This window comes from Geomonas terrae (genome assembly GCF_004791675.1).
GTDB classification, from domain to species: domain Bacteria; phylum Desulfobacterota; class Desulfuromonadia; order Geobacterales; family Geobacteraceae; genus Geomonas; species Geomonas edaphica.
The window spans coordinates 536,778-559,799 of record NZ_SRSC01000002.1 but is presented as its reverse complement, the minus strand read 5'-3'; the positions used below and the strand labels follow the sequence as shown (position 1 = coordinate 559,799).

21 protein-coding genes are annotated in these 23,022 nt (G+C 60.4%); 16 read left to right on the top strand and 5 right to left on the bottom strand.

Annotated elements, in window-relative coordinates; all coding sequences use genetic code 11:
* The 5 genes from cysW (at position 1) to E4633_RS09630 (ending at position 5,110) form a co-directional block, all read left to right on the top strand.
* Positions 1-873 (top strand): sulfate ABC transporter permease subunit CysW, encoded by an 873-nt coding sequence (gene cysW, locus E4633_RS09650; RefSeq protein WP_135870036.1) that lies wholly within the window; start codon positions 1-3, stop codon positions 871-873.
* 11 nt (positions 874-884) lie between these two features.
* Positions 885-1,952, top strand: a complete 1,068-nt coding sequence (locus E4633_RS09645; RefSeq protein WP_135870035.1) for a sulfate/molybdate ABC transporter ATP-binding protein — start codon at positions 885-887, stop codon at positions 1,950-1,952.
* A 154-nt stretch (positions 1,953-2,106) separates the two neighbouring features.
* Entirely contained in the window at positions 2,107-3,060 is a 954-nt protein-coding gene (gene cysK, locus E4633_RS09640) for a cysteine synthase A (protein ID WP_135870034.1), read from the top strand.
* 204 nt (positions 3,061-3,264) lie between these two features.
* On the top strand, positions 3,265-4,266 hold the full coding sequence (locus E4633_RS09635) for a methyltransferase (RefSeq protein ID WP_135870033.1): 1,002 nt from the start codon (positions 3,265-3,267) through the stop codon (positions 4,264-4,266).
* A 91-nt stretch (positions 4,267-4,357) separates the two neighbouring features.
* The gene (locus E4633_RS09630) at positions 4,358-5,110 is read left to right on the top strand and encodes a DUF1499 domain-containing protein (RefSeq protein ID WP_135870032.1); all 753 of its coding nucleotides are present in this window, start codon (positions 4,358-4,360) and stop codon (positions 5,108-5,110) included.
* Between the two features lie 145 nt (positions 5,111-5,255).
* Here E4633_RS09630 and E4633_RS09625 read toward each other — a convergent pair whose 3' ends face one another.
* From E4633_RS09625 to E4633_RS09610, 4 genes are all read right to left on the bottom strand, one after another.
* Positions 5,256-6,770, bottom strand: coding sequence for a HAMP domain-containing methyl-accepting chemotaxis protein (locus E4633_RS09625; RefSeq protein ID WP_135870031.1), 1,515 nt, complete (start codon positions 6,768-6,770; stop codon positions 5,256-5,258).
* Positions 6,771-6,903: 133 nt separating this feature from the next.
* Positions 6,904-7,563, bottom strand: a complete 660-nt coding sequence (locus E4633_RS09620) for an HAD family acid phosphatase (RefSeq protein ID WP_135870030.1) — start codon at positions 7,561-7,563, stop codon at positions 6,904-6,906.
* A gap of 73 nt (positions 7,564-7,636) precedes the next feature.
* Positions 7,637-8,452, bottom strand: coding sequence for a glycosyltransferase family 25 protein (locus tag E4633_RS09615; RefSeq protein ID WP_135870029.1), 816 nt, complete (start codon positions 8,450-8,452; stop codon positions 7,637-7,639).
* Between the two features lie 58 nt (positions 8,453-8,510).
* Positions 8,511-8,888, bottom strand: coding sequence for a response regulator (locus E4633_RS09610; RefSeq protein WP_135870028.1), 378 nt, complete (start codon positions 8,886-8,888; stop codon positions 8,511-8,513).
* 579 nt (positions 8,889-9,467) lie between these two features.
* On the opposite strand from E4633_RS09610, the gene nifV reads away from it, so the two are divergent.
* From nifV to E4633_RS09560, 10 genes are all read left to right on the top strand, one after another.
* Complete coding sequence (nifV, locus tag E4633_RS09605; RefSeq protein WP_135870027.1) at positions 9,468-10,610, top strand: homocitrate synthase; 1,143 nt, start codon at positions 9,468-9,470, stop codon at positions 10,608-10,610.
* A 400-nt stretch (positions 10,611-11,010) separates the two neighbouring features.
* Complete coding sequence (nifH, locus tag E4633_RS09600; RefSeq protein WP_135870026.1) at positions 11,011-11,880, top strand: nitrogenase iron protein; 870 nt, start codon at positions 11,011-11,013, stop codon at positions 11,878-11,880.
* A gap of 44 nt (positions 11,881-11,924) precedes the next feature.
* Positions 11,925-13,367, top strand: coding sequence for a nitrogenase molybdenum-iron protein alpha chain (gene nifD / locus E4633_RS09595; RefSeq protein WP_135870025.1), 1,443 nt, complete (start codon positions 11,925-11,927; stop codon positions 13,365-13,367).
* A gap of 60 nt (positions 13,368-13,427) precedes the next feature.
* Complete coding sequence (gene nifK / locus E4633_RS09590; RefSeq protein WP_135870024.1) at positions 13,428-14,891, top strand: nitrogenase molybdenum-iron protein subunit beta; 1,464 nt, start codon at positions 13,428-13,430, stop codon at positions 14,889-14,891.
* Between the two features lie 198 nt (positions 14,892-15,089).
* A complete protein-coding gene (locus E4633_RS09585; protein WP_135870023.1) occupies positions 15,090-17,846 on the top strand; it encodes a bifunctional nitrogenase iron-molybdenum cofactor biosynthesis protein NifEN in 2,757 nt (918 codons plus the stop codon).
* 86 nt (positions 17,847-17,932) lie between these two features.
* Complete coding sequence (gene nifX / locus E4633_RS09580) at positions 17,933-18,322, top strand: nitrogen fixation protein NifX (RefSeq protein WP_135870022.1); 390 nt, start codon at positions 17,933-17,935, stop codon at positions 18,320-18,322.
* 171 nt (positions 18,323-18,493) lie between these two features.
* The gene (gene fdxB / locus E4633_RS09575; protein WP_135870021.1) at positions 18,494-18,757 is read left to right on the top strand and encodes a ferredoxin III, nif-specific; all 264 of its coding nucleotides are present in this window, start codon (positions 18,494-18,496) and stop codon (positions 18,755-18,757) included.
* A 190-nt stretch (positions 18,758-18,947) separates the two neighbouring features.
* On the top strand, positions 18,948-19,277 hold the full coding sequence (locus E4633_RS09570) for a NifB/NifX family molybdenum-iron cluster-binding protein (RefSeq protein ID WP_135870020.1): 330 nt from the start codon (positions 18,948-18,950) through the stop codon (positions 19,275-19,277).
* Between the two features lie 90 nt (positions 19,278-19,367).
* Positions 19,368-20,159: an NAD(+)--dinitrogen-reductase ADP-D-ribosyltransferase gene (locus E4633_RS09565; protein WP_135870019.1), complete on the top strand. Its 792-nt coding sequence runs from the start codon at positions 19,368-19,370 to the stop codon at positions 20,157-20,159.
* A 21-nt stretch (positions 20,160-20,180) separates the two neighbouring features.
* A complete protein-coding gene (locus E4633_RS09560) occupies positions 20,181-20,753 on the top strand; it encodes a leucine-rich repeat domain-containing protein (protein ID WP_162604969.1) in 573 nt (190 codons plus the stop codon).
* On the opposite strand, the gene draG is transcribed toward E4633_RS09560, so the two are convergent.
* Positions 20,750-21,667, bottom strand: coding sequence for an ADP-ribosyl-[dinitrogen reductase] hydrolase (gene draG / locus E4633_RS09555; protein WP_135870017.1), 918 nt, complete (start codon positions 21,665-21,667; stop codon positions 20,750-20,752). The genes E4633_RS09560 and draG overlap by 4 nt on opposite strands.
* A gap of 498 nt (positions 21,668-22,165) precedes the next feature.
* Between draG and E4633_RS09550 the strand changes: the two genes are divergently transcribed.
* Positions 22,166-23,020 carry a radical SAM protein gene (locus tag E4633_RS09550; protein ID WP_135870016.1) on the top strand — a complete coding sequence of 285 codons (855 nt, stop codon included), beginning with the start codon at positions 22,166-22,168 and terminating at the stop codon, positions 23,018-23,020.
* The last annotated feature ends 2 nt before the right edge of the window (positions 23,021-23,022 follow it).

Below are 23,022 nucleotides of genomic sequence, written 5' to 3'. Positions count from 1 at the left end.
ATGAACAGTTCCCATTATCCCGGCGTCTTTCGTGTCCAAAAGGCGGGGGCTCTCGCCGAGCCCTTCCCCGTCCGGCTGCTCCTGGTCGGCGGCACCGTGCTCTTTCTCACTCTGTTTCTGCTGTTGCCTCTCGGAGCCCTTTTTTCCGAAGCGCTTTCGAAGGGGTGGCAGGAGTACCGTGCGGCGCTCCTCGAGCCGGATGCGCTCTCCGCGATGAGGCTCACCCTTGTCACGGCGGTTATCTGCGTTCCGTTCAACTTGTTTTTCGGCATCGTCGCCTCCTGGTGCACCGCCAAGTTCACCTTTCCGGGCAAAAGCCTGCTCGTGACATTGATCGATCTGCCGTTCTCGGTCTCTCCTGTGGTGTCCGGGCTCGTCTACGTCCTCGTCTTCGGACTGCAGGGGTGGCTGGGACCTTGGCTTCAGGCGCACGACATCAAGATCATCTTCGCTGTGCCCGGCATCGTGCTCGCGACCGTGTTCGTCACTTTCCCGTTCGTAGCGCGGGAGCTTATCCCGCTCATGGAGGCGCAGGGGCGCGAAGAAGAGGAGGCCGCTCTCACCCTCGGGGCCGGTGGGCTGCAAACCTTCCTTCGGGTCACCCTGCCCAACGTCAAGTGGGGGCTTCTGTACGGGGTTATCCTCTGCAACGCACGGGCGATGGGGGAGTTCGGCGCGGTCTCCGTCGTCTCAGGGCACGTGCGCGGCGCGACCAACACCGTTCCGCTGCAGGTGGAGATCCTTTACAACGAGTACAATTTCGTCGCCGCATTTGCGGTCGCCTCGGTGCTTGCGCTGCTCGCGCTGGTTTCCCTCGCGCTCAAGACGTTTACCGAGTGGAAGATGCGCCAGCTTCAAAAAGCCGGGGCATGAAAGGAGAAAAGATGAGCATCGAAATAGAAAATGTGAGCAAACGTTTCGGCGCCTTCGCCGCCTTGGACGACGTCAGCCTCTCGGTACCCTCCGGGGAGCTGGTGGCCCTCCTCGGTCCCTCCGGGTCGGGGAAGACGACCCTGCTGCGCATCATCGCCGGGCTTGAGAGCGTCGACGAGGGGAAAGTCCTTCTGAACGGGGAAGACGCGAGCCTGCACGACCCCCGGCACAGGAAGGTCGGCTTCGTCTTCCAGCATTACGCCCTGTTCAGGCACATGAACGTATTCGACAACGTAGCCTTCGGTCTTTCTGTGAAACCGAAAAGGACCCGGCCGGGCAAGGAGGTGATCCGGAGCAAGGTCTTCGAACTGCTGAAGCTCATCCAGATGGAGCATCTCTGGGACCGCTACCCGTCGCAACTCTCCGGGGGACAGCGGCAGCGGGTCGCCTTGGCGCGTGCGCTGGCCGTGGAACCCCAGGTGCTGCTGCTCGATGAACCGTTCGGCGCCCTGGACGCGAAGGTACGCCAGGAACTGCGCCGCTGGCTGCGACAGCTGCACGACGAGATCCATGTCACGAGCGTCTTCGTGACCCACGACCAGGAGGAGGCGCTCGAAGTGGCCGACCGTATCGTGGTGATGAACCGGGGCAAGGTCGAGCAGGAAGGGACGCCGAGCGAGGTCTACGACCATCCGGCGAACCCCTTCGTCTTCGACTTTCTCGGCAAGGTCAACCTGTTTCACGGCCGGATCGACAACGGCGTGGCTCAACTCGGAGGGGTGCGGCTTCCCGCCTCCGGTTCCTCCTCCGGCACAGACGGCCCCGCAGTCGGCTACGTGCGCTCCCACGATATCGACATCTCGCGTCACGGTAGCGGGAGTGATGCGATCGCGGCCCAGGTGCGTGGCGTACTGCGGGTGGGGCCCCTGGTGCGGGTCGATCTGCTGCATGCCGGAGGCGAGCAGTTCGAGGTCGATCTCTCCCGTGATGCGGCGGATCGGCTGGCCTTGCAGGTGGGGGAGCAGGTCTTCGCACGCCCGCGTAACGTTCGTTTTTTTGTCAATGATTACCAGATCTAACGGCACCATCGATCAAAGTACACTCTGTCTATCAAGAACATAAATAAAATAGTTGACAACGTTGCAGGTTAAATATAAAAATACAGACGCCTGTAAGAAATCCATGCGTCCGGCACCATGCGCCGGGATCCAAACAAAAAGGAGAGCAACCGCCATGTCACGTATCTATCTGGATAACTCCCAATCCATCGGTAACACGCCGCTCGTGCGTCTGAACCATGTGACCAAGGGGGCCAAGGCAACCGTTCTGGCCAAGGTCGAGGGGCGCAATCCCGCCTACTCGGTCAAGTGCCGCATCGGCGCCAACATGATCTGGGATGCCGAGGAGCGTGGCGTGCTCAAGCCGGGTGTCGAGATCGTGGAGCCGACCAGCGGAAACACCGGCATAGCGCTGGCGTACGTTGCTGCAGCCCGCGGCTACAAGCTGACCCTTACCATGCCCGAGACCATGAGCATCGAGCGTCGCAGGGTACTGGCCGCACTCGGGGTGAACCTCATCCTTACGCCCGGTTCCGCCGGGATGAAGGGGGCCATCGCCAAGGCGGAGGAAATCGTGGCCTCCGATCCGGCCCGTTACTTCCTGCCGCAGCAGTTCAAGAACCCGGCTAACCCCGCCATTCACGAGAAAACGACGGGTCCTGAGATCTGGGCCGATACCGACGGCGCTGTCGACGTCATCGTCTCCGGCGTAGGGACCGGCGGCACCATCTCCGGTATCGCCCGCTACCTGAAGCACACCAAAGGTAAGAACGTCGTCGCCGTGGCCGTCGAGCCCAAGGAAAGCGCGGTTATCACGCAGAAACTCGCCGGTCAGGAACTGCGCCCCGGCCCGCACAAGATTCAGGGGATCGGTGCCGGCTTCATCCCCGACACGCTCGATCTCTCACTGATCGACCGCGTCGAGCAGGTAGAGAGCAACGAGGCGATCGAATTCGCCAAGCGGCTCACCAAGGAGGAAGGTCTCCTGGTCGGGATTTCCAGTGGAGCCGCAGCGGCAGCCGCCGTCCGCCTCGCCAACCTGGACGAGTTCGCCGGGAAGACCATCGTGGTGATCCTTCCCGACCTCGCCGAGCGTTACCTCTCCACCGCGCTTTTCGACGAAGCGTAACCAACTTTGCTTCTCCCTTTAAAAAAGCCCCGGGACTTCCCGGGGCTTTTTTTGTTTCCTGCGATGGACATCTCCATGGGCCACCCGGCGGCGGCTCTGCTTGACGCTGATGTCGCCGCCGGGTAGACTTGCCGGGTTCAATGATTTCAGCACGATGGTCGTCTTGGCACCTACGACGGCGACCTCGGCACCTCAGGGGGGAGTGTGGAAAAGAAAGAATGGTCGCCCGCGACACTGCTTGAGACTTCCGGAAGCTACTGGAGTACCTGTACCCTCCACGCCGGTGTGAAACTGAACGTCTTCACGCCCCTGTCCGCCGCGCCGTCATCCGCTCTCAGGCTTGCTGAAGCGATCGGCTGCGACAGCCGTGCCCTCGCCATGCTGCTCGATGCCCTGGCGGCACTGGGGCTTCTCGAAAAGAGGGGAGGGGAGTACCTCGCCACCCCCTTCGCGGCAAAGTTCCTGTCCCGCACCTCACCCGACTACCTCGGGCACATCATCATGCATCACCATCACCTGGTGAACGGGTGGAGCAGGCTCGACGAAGCCGTGCAGACCGGTCATCCCGTGCGTGAGCGCGTCTCCCACGAGGATGCCGAGAGCGCAAGGGAAAGCTTCCTCATGGGGATGTTCAACTTAGCCCAGATGATCGCACCGAAGATCGTGCCGCAGATCGACCTCAGCGGACGCAGGCGCCTGATGGACCTGGGCGGTGGCCCCGGCACCTACGCGATACATTTCTGCCGGCAAAACCCGGGACTCGACGCCGTCATCTGCGATCTTCCGACCACGCGCGGTTTCGCAGAGCAGACCGTCGCCCGCTTCGACCTTTCCGAGCGCATCGGCTTCATCGCCGTCGATTTCGAGCAGGACGACCTGCCGGGCGGGTTTGACGTCGCCTGGCTTTCCCATGTGCTGCACGGCATCGGTCCCGATGCCTGTCAGAGCGTGCTGAAAAAGGCGGTCGCGGCGCTTGAACCGGGAGGGATGATCCTGGTACAGGAGTTTATCCTCGACGATACGAGGGACGCCCCGGTTTTCCCGGCGCTGTTCTCACTGAACATGCTGCTTGGCACTCCGGACGGGCAGTCCTACAGCGAGAGCGAGCTTTTCGGGATGCTCGAGTCGGCTGGAGCGAAGGGGGTGCGCCGCCTCCCCATCGAGCTTCCCAACGGTGCCGGCGTGGTCGCCGGTATCGTCCCATGACCGGACCCGGCTCAGGGTGCCGCTGTAGCGTCTTGGTGGAATGGCACTAGCCGTGTCATAGCATCGGGGTGACGTCACGAAGGGAGGGCGTATGGAAGAGAAGAAACCTTCAGCCGCAGTAACAAGCATGGTGCTGCCGTTTTTCGCCGCGGCGTGCGCGGCCAGCGCCTTCCTGCTCCTATTCTCATCGGGTCCCGGCGCCCGGCTGAACCTGTGGGACTTCAGAACCGGTTTCACCATGATAAAACTCGCCGGCTACATCGGTTTCGGTTGCGCCGTGCTTGCCCTGGCGTCCTCCGTCGTGTCGGTCCGGCGGCGGCACTTCAAGGGTATATTCATCTCCTTGCTGGCCCTCATCGTGGCGTTGTTCGCTTTCGCCATTCCGCTTTACTGGAATTTCCAGGCGCAAAGCTACCCGCGCATCCACGACATAAGCACCGATCTCAGCAACCCGCCTCATTTCGTGGCCATCAGCAGCGCGCGCGGCGCCGGGGTCCGGTATGGCGGGATCGACGTAGCGACACAGCAGTTGAAGGCCTATCCCGATCTCAAGACCGTGGTGCTGTCGATGCCTGCGGACGAGGCCTACAAAAGGGCGCTTTTGATCGCGCGGGAGTTGAAGTGGACCGTGGTGGCCGAGCGTCCGGCGGAGTGGATCATCGAGGCAACCGACACGACGCGCTGGTTCGGTTTCAAGGACGATATCGCGATAAGGATCGTGCCGGCCGGCGACCGATCCCTCCTCGACGTCCGCTCCGTTTCCAGGGTCGGTATCAGCGATGTCGGGACCAACGCGAAGAGGATCAGGGCCTTCCTGGCGAAGATGGCGCCCGCCGCCAGATAAAAAGATGCCGCGACCGTAGCGTCACGCGGTCGCGGCATCTTTGCAATGTAATGGTTCCTGCGCTCAAGCGTGGGAACGCCTGGCCGGGGATGCTGCGTCCATCCCTCGGTTTTTTCACCCCACGCTGCTGTCTTATCCCACCCCGTCAGTACCGCTCGAACCCCTGATCGCGCTCCTCCATATCGAGGTCGGCCCCGGAATAGGTGAGTTTCTGGCTGGAACCAGACTTGCCTTGTGTCTGGGCGGGCGTCTTTCTGACGGGCGGTTTTGCGGGGGGGACGCGCCGTCTGGCGCCTTGTTTGCCGCTCCCTTCACCCGCAGTCAGCTGCAAGATTGCGCTCTGCAACTGGTCTGCCTGGGTCGAAAGCTCTTCGGAGGTGCTCGCCATCTCCTCGGCGGCCGACGCGTTCTGCTGGATCACCTGGTCGAGCTGCTGGATCGCCTTGTTGATCTGCTGGACGCCGGTGTCCTGCTCCTTGCACGACGCCGTGATCTCCTGGACGAGCTCCGATGTCTTCTGGATGTTCGGCAGCATCTCTGCCAGCATCTCGCCGGCCTTGTCCGCCACCTCCACGCTTGCCTGGGATAGGCTGGAGATCTCGGCCGCCGCCTTTTGCGAACGTTCCGCGAGCTTTCTCACTTCGCTTGCCACGACCGCGAACCCCTTGCCGTGCTCGCCAGCCCTTGCCGCTTCGATGGCTGCATTCAAGGCTAGGAGGTTGGTCTGCCGAGCGATTTCCTCGATGATGGAAATTTTCCCCGCGATCTCCTTCATGGCCTGGACCGTATTTGTGACGGCCTCGCCGCTTTCCTTCGCGTCGGCCGCCGTTTTAAGGGCGATCTTCTCCGTCTGCAGGGCGTTATCCGCGTTCTGCCGCACGTTTGCGGACATCTCTTCCATTGAAGACGATGCCTCTTCCGCGGCACTTGCCTGCTCGGTGGCCCCCTGCGACAGTTCTTCCGCCCCCTGCGACATCTGCAGGCTGCCGGACGATACGTTGTTGGCTGCGTCAAGCACCTCGGCGACGACGGCCCGAACGGAACGGATGATGAAGAGTGCGACGAAGACCACGATGGCTATCACCACCGCAGCGGAAACGATGGCAAGGATCAGCGAGGATTTCTTTATGGCGACCGCTTCCTTGCTCCCCTTGTCTGACATTGAAAGGTTGTATTGGAGATGCGCTTCGAAAACGTCGTCGGCTTTCTTGCTGACTGAGCGGTTATGCGAGAAATAGTCACGCGCCTCTTCGTTCTTGTTCGCGCGGGACAGGGAGAGGATCTTGTCGGTGAAGGCGTACAGTTCGGCGACCGCGGCACGGTCGTTCGCCAACAGTTGCCGGTCCTTGTCGTCGACGAGCAACTGATCGTAATCCTTCAGCGCCTTTTCCAGTTCGTCTTTCTCGGTCTGAACCGACCTGTCGAGCTCCGCCATCCTGCCTGCGTCGGTGTTCAGGACGTGGGTAAGGGTCCAGGTCTGCAGGTTGCGCATAGCCGTAGAAGCCCGCCCAAGGGCTACCAGGCTCGGTACCGTGTTGACGTTGCCAAAATTGGCGGCGGTATAGACCCTCCCGGTTTGAAACTCGTTGAAGATGGTGAGTCCCAGCATCCCCATGACCGCGACGACCAACAGCAGGAACAACCTCTTAGATATAGACATGGGCCAACTCCTTTTTCCGGCACCCTAGCCGGATAGTTGCAATAGCCCTTGGCTTATCGGCACTGTATACAATTACTTAAGAGGAAAGGCGAAGGCCTACTCGCGCCGTGGTCGGCCTGGATGCAGGTTCTTCTCAGTTCTCCGAGTCGGCAAGGATCTCCTCGCCGTATTTCCCCGGGTGGTATTCCCCCTTGTTGGTCGACATCCTGCTCCTCTCTACCCTGATCGGTCTTACCTTATCGCCTTTGACCTGCATCGAATATTCGATGTCGGTGTCGGCATCCCCGTAATAGATCCTCGCTCCGGTTTTCTCCAGGTACGGAGTCTTCGACTGCTCGTTGGTGCAAAAGACCTGAGAGGTGAGCGCGAATAGCTTGTTCATGCGCTTCTGGATCACCTCCGCATCGTCGTCATAGCAGTTTCGCTTGGTGATGAAGACGATGGTGTCACCGCGACGCTTGTGCATAGCGATCAGCTCCTCACCTGCTTTCTTCTTCATGCTGAACTTGTCCAGGTACTGGTTCAGGTCCTTGCGGAACTGAGGGTTCGCAAGGTAATCGGCGCCGTAGCGGTTCGTGCCGCCAGGACCTTCCCCGTTGTTGGCACCGTAGGAGTAGGCGGGGGTGGAAAAGAGCACCGTGTCGTCGATGTCGAATCCTGCGACGATGGGAGTGGTGGGAAGGCTCTTTTCCAGCCCATCCAGGGTGACGTAGCGCGCAGATGTCGCGCCCGCGCTGCTGCCGAGTGCGCTGTATAGTGCGAGCGCCATCATTGCCGCTTTGATTCTTCTCATTGCAGATCTCCTGGTTGTGTATTCATGTCACCGGATAGTTAACCGTGTGGCTTCAGGTTGGTGCGCAGGCGGGCTAGAACGCTTCGTGTTGCGGACTTACCATACACTTCACGAGGTTGAGGTAGATCCTGGTGAACGTATCCGCCTCTTCCTTGCAAAGGGTCTCCAGATCGCGGGCGATGGCCTCTCGGTCTGCCGACACGTAAAAGGCGCGCCTGTACTCGGTGAGCGGTAGAACGTGGGTAAAGCTTCCGGCTATCGTGGAGTCGCCGCTCGTACTGGACACAGTGCTGAAGAAAGGAAAACAGAGGAATACTTTAAGTTTCTTTCGCTTGGCAAGTTCCCTGATTCTAAGGTCGTAAGGCGTCTCCGGGGGGAAACAGTGCTCGGCCATCTGCAGGAACCCCTCCATGCTCCTCTTGTTGATGAAGTAGGAGTTGGTGCCTGCGAATTCCCATGATCCGATGTCGAAGAAGGAGAGTGAGCCGGTGGCGGAAAGCTTTTGATAGCTTTCGTGCAGATATTTGAAGAGGTAGAGGTCCGGCGGCAGGAAGACGTCGGTCATGAGCAGATCCCACTCCTCATCCTGCTTCAGTTCGACGAACTTCTCAAAGACCCGGCCGATGTCGGGGTGCAGCATTGCGTCGTCTTCGACGATGTGGACGTGCCGGCTGCTTCCCAACTGACCCTTGATGATGCTCAGGTGACTAAGCGTGCATCCCAACACCGCCGAACCGGGGACGGCGTCGGGACCGTAGGTGATGGAACGGCCGTCGATGGCGGCGAAACGCTGGTAACAGCCGGCAAGACCGCTCTCCTCCAACCGCTGCTCCAGGCTTTCTCTTCTTTGCACTGCGCGGTCAAGATTGATGTAGAAGCCGTTGTACATATTCCCGTCCCGTATCAGTTCATCCCGGGTAGTGGTTCTCTATTCCCCTTGGTTGATATTACCGGCCGCACAGTATGGTCTTGATGGTGTCGTAGATTTCTCTCGCTTCGAACGGCTTTTTCAGCACGCCCTTTGCGCCAACTTTCAGCACGGCCTGCGTGTCGCTGGCACAGTCCGAGGCGCTACTTGTCAGGACATTCGCACTCCGGTCGATGGCGAGGATCTCGCGCGTGGCGTCGATGCCGTTTTTCTCGGGCATGTACACGTCCATTATGGTGATGTTAGGTCGGTGGGTGAGGTATTGCCGCACCGCCTGTCTGCCGTCTGTCGCCTCCCCAACCACGGTGAAACCTATCTTCTCAAGCGTCTCCCGCAGCGAGTCACGGAAAAAAGACTCGTCGTCAACGATAAGTATCCGTACGTCTTTCAAAGCCATGGCATATGCCTCCGTTCGTGACAATTGAAAACCGCAATATGTATATGTGGGTTGGCTGGCCGGATCATAGCACCAGGGTTAATGTGGAACAACGAAAAAGTTCACAGGGAGGACTTCTATGACCAAGTGTCCTCCTGATCAAGAGCGCTTCCAGTCTATGGACCGCTCATTGTGCCGCTATTTTAAGCGCGCCGCATAATGCGAGGTCAGCCTGCGCATCCCGCCAAGTCATCCCGACCTAAGTGCTCCTTGCCCCCAAAACGTTCTTTTCTGCTATTGCACCAAGAACGTCACTCGCACGGCCCCCTTCCTTTACGGTAGGGGGATGGAGGGTGGGTAAAGCCGCAAACAGCGGAAATAATCGCCTCTTACCCCACCCCCGTACTCCCTCACGCAAGGGGAGGGGGCGACCCGGGGCACGAAATTGAGGTGCTCGCGTCTGCCCGTATACCGAAGTCTCGCATTCATCTGGCACAGCTCCTGCTCAAGGCATGCTCAGGTTGCGGTTGACGCAGCTTCCGGGCAACGACGCCCGTCACGCTTTGACAGGGGGGCGCATGTTCCCCGGAAGGAGGCGACATGGTTGAGGAAGTGAAGGTACGTATCGGCGACACAACCCTGCGCGACGGCGAGCAGACCGCGGGTGTTGTGTTCAGCGCACGCGAGAAGATTGCCATCGCCCGGCATCTAGACGCCATGGGGGTCCACGAACTGGAATGCGGCATTCCTGCAATGGGGGAAGAAGAGAGGGCATCGATCAGGGCGCTCGTAGACTTGGGGCTGTCGGCGCGGCTCATCACCTGGAACCGCGCGGTGATCCCGGACATCGAGGCGAGCCTTGCCTGCGGTGTCGAAGCCGTCGACATCTCCCTCTCCGTTTCGGACATCATGATCGAGCACAAGATCAATAAAACGAGGGAGTGGGTGAAGGAGCAGTTGAAGCGGGCTCTCGATTTCGCCAAGGCGAAGGGGCTCTACGTCTGCGTGGGAGGGGAGGATGCAAGCCGTGCCGACGGTGATTTCCTGATTGAGCTTCTCTCCATCGCCCGTGCGCACGGCGCCGACCGTTTCCGCTTCTGCGATACCTTGGGCGTCCTGGAACCGTTCGGGATGTATGAGAAGGTGGCCCGGCTCACCGCGGCGGTGCCGGAGCTTGAGATCGAGGTGCACACCCATAACGACCTGGGGCTCGCCACGGCGAATGCCCTGGCCGGGGTGAGGGGAGGGGCGCGCTGCATCAGTACCACGGTGAACGGTCTCGGAGAGCGGGCGGGGAACGCGGCTCTCGAAGAGGTGGTGATGGCGCTCAAGGTGGCCTGTGGCATAGACGTCGGTATCGATACGAGACGCTTCCGTGGCGTCTCGCGGCTCGTCGGGCGCGCCTCGAATCGTGAGGTCCCGGCTTGGAAAGCGGTGGTGGGGGAGAAGGTGTTCGCGCACGAGTCCGGGCTGCACGCGGACGGGGTTTTGAAGGATCCGCGCAACTACGAGGTCTTCGCACCCGAGGAGGTGGGGCTCACGCGGCACATCGTCGCCGGTAAACATTCCGGTACGAACGGGATCGTGGAGAGTTACCGCCAGATCGGTATCCCCATTTCGAGGGAGGAGGCGCAGGAGCTCATGGAAAAGGTGCGCAGCACCGCGCAGCGCATCAAGGGCCCCCTGGCCCCCCGGGACCTGTTGAAGCTGCACGAGGGTCGCGCCGTCTCGCTGGCCGCCTGACAGTTCCGAGAAGTCCGAGACGTCGGCTGCACAATAGTTAGGCAGCTGCCCCGGTATACAACTTCGAAGGCGGCAGAAGAAGCACTCGCAATCGGCAAAACCCTGTAACAGCTATAGGTTACAACTTGGCACGGTAGCTGCTAATAGTAAGACAACAACCGAATAAAGGATACGACGTCGTATCCCGTCGAGAGTTTTGGCAAAGGCGCCCACGTTAGCAGTAACGGAGCGCCTTTTTTTTATTTAGGGCCCCCGCAAATCAAACGAGCCCCGCATCGCAGCCCGCCCCGAACAGGAGCATGCCAGGTGCCAGGTTTGCCGGATAGGCCGGCGACGGTGACTAAGCGCTCCAGCCTGAGGGTGGACGCGGTCGGCGGGGCAACCAAAAGGAGAGGAAGACATGAGACAGATCGCGATTTACGGCAAGGGCGGCATCGGCAAATCCACCACCACACAGAACACCGTGGCAGGCCTCGCCTCCATCGGCAAGAAGGTAATGATCGTAGGCTGCGATCCCAAAGCGGACTCCACCCGCCTCATCCTGCACGCGAAGGCGCAGTCCACCGTCATGGACCTCGTGCGCGAACTCGGTACGGTAGAGGATCTGGAGCTTGAGGACGTGATGAAGGTCGGCTATGGCGACGTGAAATGCGTCGAGTCCGGCGGACCGGAACCGGGTGTCGGCTGTGCGGGGCGCGGCGTTATCACCGCCATCAACTTCCTCGAGGAGAACGGGGCCTACACACCGGACCTCGACTTCGTCTTCTACGACGTTTTGGGCGACGTCGTCTGCGGCGGCTTCGCGATGCCGATCCGCGAAGGGAAGGCGGAAGAGATCTACATCGTCTGCTCCGGCGAGATGATGGCCATGTACGCCGCCAACAACATCGCCAAGGGGATCCTGAAATACGCCTCCTCCGGCAAGGTGAGGCTCGCCGGCCTGATCTGCAACGCGAGAAAGACGGACAAGGAGTACGAACTGATCGACGCCCTCGCGAAGAAGCTCGGCACCCAGATGATCCACTTCGTCCCCCGCGACAACCAGGTGCAGCGCGCCGAATTGCGCAGGATGACCGTCATCGAGTATTCCCCGGAACACCCGCAGGCCAACGAGTACCGCACCCTTGCCCAGAAGATCGCGGACAACAAGATGCTGGTGGTCCCGACCCCGCTCGAGATGGAGGAGTTGGAAGACCTGCTCATGGAGTTCGGCATCATGGAGGCCGAGGACGAGAGCATCGTGGGCGTGGCCGAGGCGGCAGCGGTCTAATTCGGGAAGGGGCGGCCGGCGCCGCCCCTTAAAAGGAGCCAGATATGTCTGAGGAAACAAAGAAGAAGGTAGACGGTATCACCATGGAGTCGACGCAGGCGATGATCGACGCCGCCATGGAGATCTATCCCGATAAAGCGAAGAAGAAGAGGGCGCCGCACCTCGCCCCGAACGCGGGGGAGGGGGCCTGCGTCAAGAGCAACAGGAAGACGGTCCCCGGCATAATGAGCGCCCGTGGTTGCGCCTATGCCGGTGCCAAAGGGGTCGTCTGGGGTCCGATCCGCGACATGGTGCACGTCTCCCACGGTCCGGTCGGCTGCGGCTGGTATTCCTGGGGCACGCGCCGCAACCTGGTCACCGGTGTGAACGGCGTCTCCCAGTTCGCCATGCAGTTCACCTCGGACTTTCAGGAGAAAGATATCGTCTACGGCGGCGACAAGAAGCTCAGGACCCTTCTCGAGGAGGCCCACGAGCTCTTCCCGCTCGCCAAGGGGATCTCGGTCCTGTCCGAGTGCCCAGTAGGTCTCATCGGCGACGACATCAACTCGGTCGCGAAGACCGCATCGAAGGATCTCGACATCCCGGTCATCCCCTGCAACTGCGAGGGCTTCCGCGGCGTGTCCCAGTCGCTTGGTCACCACATCTCGAACGACACCATCCGCGACCACATCATCGGCACCCGCGAGTTCCGCGAGCCGGCGAGCCCGTACGACATCGCCCTGATCGGCGACTACAACATCGGCGGCGACGTCTGGAGCGTTAAACCTCTGCTTGAGGAAATAGGACTCAACGTCAAGGCGGTATGGACCGGCGACGGCGAGCTCGAGAAGATCGCGGCGACCCACACGGTGAAGCTGAACCTGATCCACTGCTACCGCTCCATGAACTACATGTGCCGCGTCATGGAAGAGAAGTACGGCATCCCCTGGGTCGAGTTCAACTTTTTCGGTCCGACCAAGATCCGCGAGAGCCTGAGAAAGATCGCCGAGTACTTCGACGACTACATCAAGGAGAGGGTGGAGGCGGTCATCGCCAAGTACGACCCGATCATGCAGGCGGTCATCGACGAGTACCGTCCGCGCCTGGAAGGTAAGACGGTAATGCTCTACGTCGGCGGCCTGCGCCCCCGTCACACCGTGAACGCCTACGCGGACCTCGGCATGACCGTGGTCGGTTCCGGTTACGAGTTCGCCCACGGCGACGACTACGAGAGGACCTCCCCCGAGATGCCCGAGGCGACCGTCATCTACGACGATGCCTCCGAACACGAGCTCGAGCAGTTCGTAAACGAGCTGCGCCCCGACCTGGTCGGCTCCGGCATCAAGGAGAAGTACCTGTTCCAGAAAATGGGGATCCCGTTCCGGCAGATGCACTCCTGGGATTACTCCGGTCCTTACCACGCCTACAACGGTTTCCCGATCTTTGCCCGCGACATCGACATGGCGGTGAACAGCCCGACATGGAAACTCGTGAACGCACCCTTCTAGAACACAACCAAGACCTACCGCCGTGTGACGGATTAGTCTCCGGCCGAAAGGAGCAATACTATGACTGCAGAAGCTGCCGTGAAATACGTCACCGAGATACCCGAAGAGGAAGTGAGCCGGGTTTCCGAGTGGATCAATAGCGAGGAGTACAAGGAGAAGAACTTCGCCCGCCAGGCGCTGGTGATCAATCCGGCCCACGCCTGTCAACCGCTGGGTGCGGAGCTCGCCGCGCACGGTTTCGAGGGGACGCTCCCCTTCGTGCACGGCTCCCAGGGATGCGCCTCCTACTACCGTTCCACTTTCAACCGTCACTTCCGCGAGCCGGCGCCGGCCGTGTCAGATTCCATGACCGAGGATGGCGCGGTGTTCGGGGGACAGAACAACCTGCACGAAGGGCTGGAAAACGCCTACACCATCTACAAGCCCAAGATGATGGCGATCTTCACCTCGTGCATGCCGGAGGTCATCGGCGACGACCTGACCGCGTTCATCAAGAACGCGAGGAACAAGGGGATCGTGCCGCAGGACTACCCGCTCCCCTATGCCAACACCCCGAGTTTCAACGGCTCGCACGTTCACGGCTACGACGCGATGCTCCTCTCCATTCTGCAGACCCTCACCGAGGGGAAGAAGATCGAGGGGCGCTGCACCGGTAAGTTGAACCTCATCGCCGGGTTCGACGCCAACACCGGCAACTACCGCGAGTACAAGCGGATCCTGAAGGAGATCGGCATCCCGAGCACGCTGCTTGCTGACATCTCCGAATCCTTCGATTCCCCGCTCGACGGCACCTACCGCGCCTATCCGGGCGGCACGCCGCTCGAGGATGCGGCCGACTCCGTCAACGGGAAGGTGACCCTCACCGTCGCCCCCTACGCGAGCGCCAAGACCTTCAACTGGATCAAGGACAACTTCTCCGGGAAGCACATCTCCATGCCGACCCCGTTCGGCGTTGAAAAGACCGACCAGCTCCTGATGACCCTCGCAAGGGAATTCGGCAAGCCGATCCCCGAATCCCTGAAGGCGGAGAGGGGGCGCGCCGTCGACGCCATGACCGACGCGCACCAGTACATCCACGGTAAGAAGTTCGCCCTCTATGGCGACCCCGACTACCTGATCGGGTACGTCACCTTCCTCCTGGAGATGGGTGCGCGTCCGTACCACATCCTCTGCAGCAAGGGGACTAAGAAGCTCGAGAAGGAGCTGCAGGCGCTCCTCGACGGCTCCCCCTACGGCGCCGGGTGCAAGATCTACATCAACAAGGACCTCTGGCACATGAGGAGCCTCCTCATGACCGATCCGGTCGACGCCGTCATCGGCGATACCCACGGCAAGTTCATGGCCCGCGACGCCAAGGTGCCGCTGTTCCGCTTCGGCTTCCCGATCTTTGATCGCGTGAACCTGCACCGCATGCCGCTCATCGGTTACCAGGGCGCCATCAACATGCTCACCACCATCTGCAACAAGTTCATCGACATCCGTGACGAGACCTGTGACGACCGTAACTTCGAGATGATGAGGTAACCCCGACGCCATAACTCCCTCTCCCTCCGGGAGAGGGCAGGGGTGAGGGCGTTGCCACAGGCACCCGTGTCACTTTGGGCAACTCCCTCACCCGCCCTTCGGGCACCCTCTCCCGCCTTCGCGGACTGAAGCGCTTCGGCGCGCAGGCCCGGGGGGAGAGGGGTTGCTGAGCAAACCGCACACAAAAAGGAGGCTCCAATGGCGAAGCCGGATTGGTACGACACGACAGATTGCGAGACACACGACGCCGGGGCTCCCAAGTTCTGCAAGAAATCCGAACCGGGCGAAGGGACCGAGCGCAGCTGCGCCTACGACGGTGCGCGCGTCGTCCTCATGCCCATAACTGACGTCATTCACCTGGTGCACGGCCCCATCGCCTGCGCCGGAAACTCCTGGGACAACCGCGGCGCGCGTTCCTCCGACTCCCAGATCTACCGCCGCGGCTTCACCACCGAGATGCTGCAAAACGACGTGATCTTCGGCGGTGAGAAGAAGCTCTACCGCGCCATCCAGGAACTCGCGGCGCGCTACCCGGAGGCGAAGGCCATCTTCGTCTACGCGACCTGCGTCACCTCCATGACCGGCGACGACATCGAGGCGGTCTGCAAGGCGGCCCGCGACAAGGTGAGCGTACCGGTGATCCCGGTGAACACCCCCGGCTTCATCGGCGACAAGAACATCGGCAACCGCCTCGCGGGGGAGACCCTCTTCAAATACGTGATCGGCACCGCCGAGCCCGAGTACACCACCGACTACGACATCAACCTGATCGGCGAGTACAACATCGCAGGCGACCTGTGGGGGATGCTGCCGCTCTTCGACCGGCTCGGCATCCGCGTCCTTTCCTGCATCAGCGGCGACGCCAAATTCGAGGACCTGCGCTACGCACACCGCGCGAAGCTGAACATCATCGTCTGCTCGAAGAGTCTCACCAACCTCGCCAAGAAGATGCAGAAGAATTACGGCATCCCGTACCTGGAGGAATCCTTCTACGGCATGACCGACGTGGCGAAGGCGCTGCGCGACATCGCCCGCGAGCTGGACGACCAAGTGAACGGCCTGGAGAAGCGGGTTATGCAGGAGCGGGTCGAGGCGCTTATCGCCGAGTGCGAGGAGGCCTGCCGCGCAGAATTGGCGCCCTACCGCGAGCGGCTCGTCGGGAAGAGGGCGGTTCTCTTCACCGGCGGCGTCAAGACATGGTCCATGGTTAACGCGCTGGCCGAGCTTGGCGTCGACATCCTCGCCGCCGGTACTCAAAACTCCACGCTTGAGGACTTCTACCGCATGAAGGCGCTCATGCACGAGGACGCTTCCATCATCGCGGACACCAGCACGGCCGGTCTTTTATCCGTCATGTACGACAAGCTTCCGGATCTGATCGTTGCCGGAGGGAAGACAAAATACCTGGCCCTCAAGACCAAAACGCCCTTTCTGGATATTAACCACGGCCGCAGCCACCCCTACGCCGGTTATTCAGGCATGGTCACCTTCGCAAAGCAGCTCGACCTGACCGTGAACAACCCGATCTGGACCGCTCTGAACGCGAAGGCGCCGTGGGAGAAGGACGCCGCCTCGCTGGAAACGGATCTCGCGTTCGCCGCGGGACACGCAGAGCGCCTTGCCGCCCTCGACATGAAAGCTTCCCGCGTGAAAGTCCCGACGAAGCACGCGACGGTGAACCCGCAGAAGAACTCTCCGGCGCTCGGCGCCACGCTCGCGTACCTCGGTATCGACGGGATGCTGGGACTTTTGCACGGCGCCCAGGGGTGCTCAACCTTCATAAGGCTGCAGCTCTCGCGTCACTTCAAGGAGTCCATCGCCCTCAACTCGACCAGCATGAGCGAGGAAGCCGCCATCTTCGGTGGGTGGGAGAACCTGAAGCTCGGGCTGAACCGCGTCATGGAGAAGTTCAAGCCGGCGGTGGTCGGCGTGATGACCACCGGTCTTACCGAGACCATGGGGGACGACGTGCGTAGCGCGATCGTGAAATTCCGCGAGGCGCATCCCGAGCATGATCAGATCCCGGTGATCCACGCATCCACCCCGGACTACTGCGGCTCCATGCAGGAGGGATATGCCGCCGCGGTCGAGGCGATTCTAGCCACCATCCCGGAAGGGGATATCCCAGTACCTGGACAGGTAAGTATCCTGCCCGGGTGTCATTTAACGCCGGCGGAAGTGGAGGAAATCGCGGAGTTGTGCCAGTCTTTCGGGCTCGACCCGATCATCGTTCCCGACATCTCCAACGCGCTGGACGGACACATCGACGCGACGGTCTCCGCCCTGTCCGTAGGGGGGATAGCCGTGGAACGGATCAAGGCTGCGGGTAGAAGCCAGGCGACGCTCTATTTTGGAGATTCGCTGGCCGATGCCGCCGCAGTTCTGAAGGACAAGTACGGCATCCCGAGTTACGGCTTCACCTCGATCACGGGACTCGCCGAGTCCGACCTCCTGATGGCGACGCTTGCCAAGGTTTCCGGGCGTCCCGTTCCCGAGAAGCTCAGGCGCTGGAGGAGCCGTCTTATGGACGCCATGGTCGACTGCCATTACCAGTTGGGGCAGAAGAAGATCGCTCTGGCGCTGGAGGCCGACCACCTGAAGGGGATGACCACTTTCCTCGCGAGCCTTGGCTGCGACATTCAGGTGGCCATCGCCGCGACGAGGACGCGGGGGCTTGACCAGTTGCCGGTTGAGCATCTCTTCGTGGGAGATCTGGAAGATCTGGAAAAGAGTGCTGCTGGTGCAGACCTCCTGGTGGCGAACTCGAACGGCAGGCAGGCCGCGAAGAAACTGGGGATAGGGGCGCACCTGAGGACCGGGATGCCGGTATTCGACCGGCTCGGATCGCATCACAAGATGTGGGTGGGCTACCAGGGAACGCTGAACCTCATCTTCGAGGTTGCCAACATCTTCCAGGCAAATGCGAAAGAAGCGCAGAAGCTGGCGCACAACTAAAACAGTCTCCTCTCCCCTTGGGAGAGGGTCAGGGTGAGGGCGTCGGCAGATGTAATATCCTGACATCGCCTTCAAAGGAGACCGCTATGAAGATCGCTTTTACGAGTAAAACCGGTGAATCCATCGACATGCACTTCGGGCAAGCTGATTCGTTTCACGTGTGGGAAGTGGGGCCGGAGGAAGCGCACTACGTTCAGACCCTCACCGTCGGCGAAAGCGGCAGCGACGAGGAGGACCGCATCGCCGCGAGGGCGAATCTCCTTAGTGACTGCGCCATCGTCTATACCATGCAGATCGGCGGGCCGGCCGCGGCCAAGCTGGTAGCCAAACGCATCCATCCCATGAAGACCAACGTGGAGGTGGGGCTCAAGGAATCGATCGAACGGATGCAGGAGGTGCTCAGAGGTAACCCGCCGCCCTGGCTGCGCAAGGCGATGAACAAGGACCATGCGACTTCTTTCCTCGACGAAGAGTAGCCAACTCCTCCCACTGGAGGGGGGAGGTCGGGAGGGGGGAAGGGGGAGAAGTAGCTTCGCGCCCCCTCCCTGGCCCTCCCCCTCCAGGGGAGGGGACGTTGCAGGAACAGTAAAGGTTAAAGCAATGAATCGATAATCAGCAGTCAATACATCGAAAAAAGGAGATTTGCCATGGCTTACATCACCGGTTTAACCAAGGACAAGAAAGAGTGGACCCCGCAGTTCATCACGTCCATTGACGAGGAAACCTGCATTGGCTGCGGCCGTTGCTTCAAGGTCTGCGCCCACAGTGTGCTCAATTTCGAAGAGGTCGACGAGGACGATTCCGCCAAGATGTTCATGAAGGTGGAGAACCCCGGCAACTGTATCGGCTGCCAGGCCTGTGGCAGAACCTGCTCGAAGAAATGCTTCACCTTCGAACCGGTGGTGGCGTAAGGACAGATATTCAGGATCTACTAGTTCCCGCCCCCGCCTGCGGACCGAAGCCCTTCGGTGGGCGAAGGCCCGGAGGGGGAGGGGCAGGGAGGGGGGCGCAGCGGCTCGATCAGTCTTCCCCCCTCCCATCCTCCCCCCTCCGGGGGGAGGGGGCTGGATCTTCCAATTGATTTGTGTTTAGGAGGTTCCGATGCTTTTTGCAGTCGCGTCCAGAGATGGCAAGGAAATCAACCAGCACTTCGGGCATGTCGAGCGGTTCCTGATCTACCGCGTGGAGGACGACACGGTCAGTTTCGTTGAGGAGCGTCCGGTCGAGAAGTACTGCCGCTTCGATCCGGAGCACCCGCTCAGGGCCCACACGCTGAAGGACACCGCCGACGCCCTCAAAGGATGCCGTGCCGTGGTCTGTTCCATGATCGGTGAAGCTCCCAAGGTTGAGCTTGAACGCCTCGGCGTCGAGCCGTACGTGATAGAAGGCGAGATAGAGCCCGTCTTGAAGGATCTTGCCAAAGTGCTGTAGAAAGCCCGGTACTTGCTGGGAACTCCGGCTAATCCGTGCGAGTCCCGGATTCCAACCTTAACCTTAATCCGTAACAAAAGTGGCGATTCAATGGAGAATTCATTCAACCACTGCAACCTTCCCCCGTGGGTCATCGCTTCCCGCCACTTCAACGACCACCCGCAACCTCTCGAGATCCAGGGGGTACGTGCGGTGAACCGTTTCCTCTTCGACAAGCTCGACGGCATAGATTCCGCCGAAGAGCGCGCCTCGGTCTTCAACGACTACATGTCGGTGAAATTCCAGTTGCATCAATGGCAGCAGGAAACCGCCCTGGCGCGCAAGAGTCTCAAAAACAGCTACCTCCGCTTTCTAAGGGGGTGGATGATGGATTCCAACTCGGTGGAGGGCGCCGTGCTGAAGGGATGGGTCGAGAGCCGGATGGGGCTTCCACCTACCTTCCACAACGTGCGCATAACCGGTATCCATGACCAAAACTACCTGCAGTACGCCATCGACCGAACCAAGGGGAGTGCGCGGACCTCCGCCATCAATTCCCAGTTGGACCTGCTCTATGAATATTGCCAGTACGAACTCGCCAAACGCTATCCCGACCGTAAGCACCTCATCCTGTACCGCGGGACCTTCGAGCGTTCGGAGCACGATATACTGGAGACCGTCTCGAAGCGCGAAGAGATCGTGCGACTCAACAACCTGAACTCGTTTACGACCGACGAGGAACGCGCTTGGGAATTCGGCTTCATCGTTTGGGAGGTTCGGGTCCCACTCGCCAAGATCTTCTTTTTCAGTGAGCTTCTGCCCAACTCCATCTTGAAAGGGGAGGGAGAGTGCCTCGTCGTCGGCGGTGAGTTCAGGGTTACACGGCTCATGTGTACCGTGTAGGAGCATCAGTCCTTGTGAGCGGTGGATGAGTTCTCGATAGCGTTGCACGAGTCGTTGGGTGCGATGAACGAGTCGTTGAGAGCGATGCACGAGTCGTTGGGAGCGATGCACGAGTCGTTGGGTGCGATGAATGAGTCGTTGGGAGTGATGAACGAGTCGTTGGGAGTGATGAACGAGTCGTTAGGTGCGATGAACGAGTCGTTGAGAGCGATGCACGATTCGTTGGGTGCGATGGACGAGTCGTTGGGTGCGATAGACGAGCCGTTGGGTGCGATAGACGAGCCGTTGGGAGCGATGAACGAGTCGTTGGGAGTGATGAACGAGTCGTTGGGGGTGATGAACGAGTCGTTAGCTGCGATGGACGAGTCGTTGGGGGCGATGGACGAGTCGTTGGGTGCGATGGACGAGTCGTTGGGTGCGATGGACGAGTCGTTGGGAGCGATACACGAGTCGTTGAGAGCGATGCACGAGTCGTTGAGAGCGATGCACGAGTCGTTGAGAGCGATGCACGAGTCGTTGGGAGCGATGCACGAGTCGTTGGGTGCGATGCATGAGTCGTTGAGGCCATGCCGGGAGCTTTACTTAATTGCTTAGAAGCGATGTTGCTTTTCTGTAAATAGCGGCGAAAGTTGCACCAACTGCTCTGAAAGCTCGACGATCTCGCTCACAAGTCCCTTCGAAAGCTTCTTCTTCCACCGTGCGGGGATCGCTTCCTCGCCGTAGTATGCACCGGCAAGTGCGCCGGCTATGGCGCCCGTTGTGTCGGCGTCTCCTCCCTGGTTCACCGTTTCCGTCACACATCCTTCGAAAGAACGTGATCTGAAGAAGCAGTGGAGGACGGTCTGCATCGTGTCGACCACGTATCCTGAGGCGAGCCCCTTGTATGGTTCGAAGTTGAAATTCGGGTAGAGGGAAATCAGGTCGGCAGTTTCGCGCCTCATGCGCTGCATGGAGCGGCCGGTAAGGGCCAGATGCAGCAGGCGCCCGAGGTAAAGGGTGGCCGCATCGGAGAGAGGGTGATTGTGGGTCAGGTGGGCATGGCCGATGGTGCAGGTCTTGAGAAGGGTGGCGTCCCCAACGGTACAGAGGGCGACTGGAAGGGTGCGCATGGCGGCGCCGTTGCCGCCGTCCCATTCGTTCGGTGGGGTCTCCGTGGTGCCGTGCAGCATGTAGTTCCGAATGCCGCGCCGGCAGGTGTCTCCGACGTCTATCGGCTTAGACTTAAGCCAAGCGGCGAGGTTGTCGGCGGCGTCCCTTAGGCTCCAACCTCCGGCCCTGCTGATGGCCCGTGCGAGGCAGAGCGACATCTCCGTGTCGTCGGTCACCTGTCCCGGTTTGAGCCTGAGCCATCCGCCGCCAACCATTTCCCTTAAGACGCCGTACTTTCCCTTTATCTCGCCACGGGTCATGAATTCAACCGGAGCCCCGAGCGCGTCGCCAACCGCGAGACCGATGAAGGCCCCCCGCGCTCTGGACACTGTCTCGCTATGGAAGGAATGGAAGCTCATGCAGACTACGGTGCAATATCCACTCCGATCGCCTTGAAATTGCTCATGCTGCGACGGAAGCGCGCGAAGCTGCGGTTTGCGCTTCTCTTCGAAACGTGTTCAGGAAGGTTATGCCGGCCTGCCGTGCACAAAAAATAGTCTCATGGGTACCTGATAGGCATCACAGCCTGTTGCTGATAGCGCCACCGCCCATTTACAACTGGCACTGTCAGGCACAATCAGGCACTACAGCGGCGATGTCGTATAAAAGTCCTTAAACCCTTATGCAGCAATGGATGTGGAGGCGCTGAGACCGCCATGAACCGGCTTAGCCGCCGTATCGTGAGGTTGTGTAGACGTCTTCAGCCCGGAAGCTGGCACGCTAAATGCTCAACGAGGATCAACAGATACAAAGAGGTATCTCACATTGACGGCAACGATGCCCGGCGGAGAACACTATCCGACCGGGCATTTTTCGTTTTTCAGGACCAGCCTGGAGCGAGGATCAAGGAGGATATCATGGCAACGGCGTGCAAAAAGATGGAGAAGATCCAGGGGCATCCCTGCTTTGGCGGCAACCACCACAAAAACGGCAGGATGCACCTCGCCGTGGCTCCCAAATGCAACATCAAGTGCGGTTACTGCACCAGGCGGCACGACTGCGCCAATGAATCGCGCCCCGGCGTGACCAGCCGTCTGCTTTCCCCGGAAGAGGCGATCGTCAGAGTCCGCGAGGTGATGGCGAGCCCCATAACCGGCCCGATCATCAAGGTGATCGGCATAGCTGGTCCGGGTGATCCGCTTTTCAACGACGAGACTTTCCGGACGTTCCAGTTCGTGGACCAGGAATTCCCGCACCTCATCAAGTGCATGAGCACAAACGGCCTGCTGTTGCCCGACAAGATGCCGATTCTGTATGCGCTTGGGCTGCACAGCCTCACCGTAACGCTCAATACCCTCGATCCCAGGGTGGGGGGCAGGATTTACTCCCATGTGCATTACAACGGCACCACCTACACCGGCGAAGAAGGGGGCGAGATCCTGCTGAGAAACCAGTTGGAGGGGATCAGGCTGGCGGCAGAGCTTGGGATGACCATAAAGATCAACACGGTGCTCATCCCGGGAGTCAACGACGAGCAGATACCACTCATCTCCAAGAAGGTCAAGGAATTAGGCGCCTTCGTGATGAACATCATGCCCCTCATCCCGCAGGCCGACTTCGCCCACATCGAAGCCCCCTCGGTGGAAAGGCTCGATGCCTTGCGCCGCGACAACGAGAAGACCATAGGGCAGTTCAAACACTGCAAGCAGTGCCGGGCCGACGCGGTTGGGCTCATCGGCGAAAACCTGCAGCTTGCCACGACGCCCCTTTGATC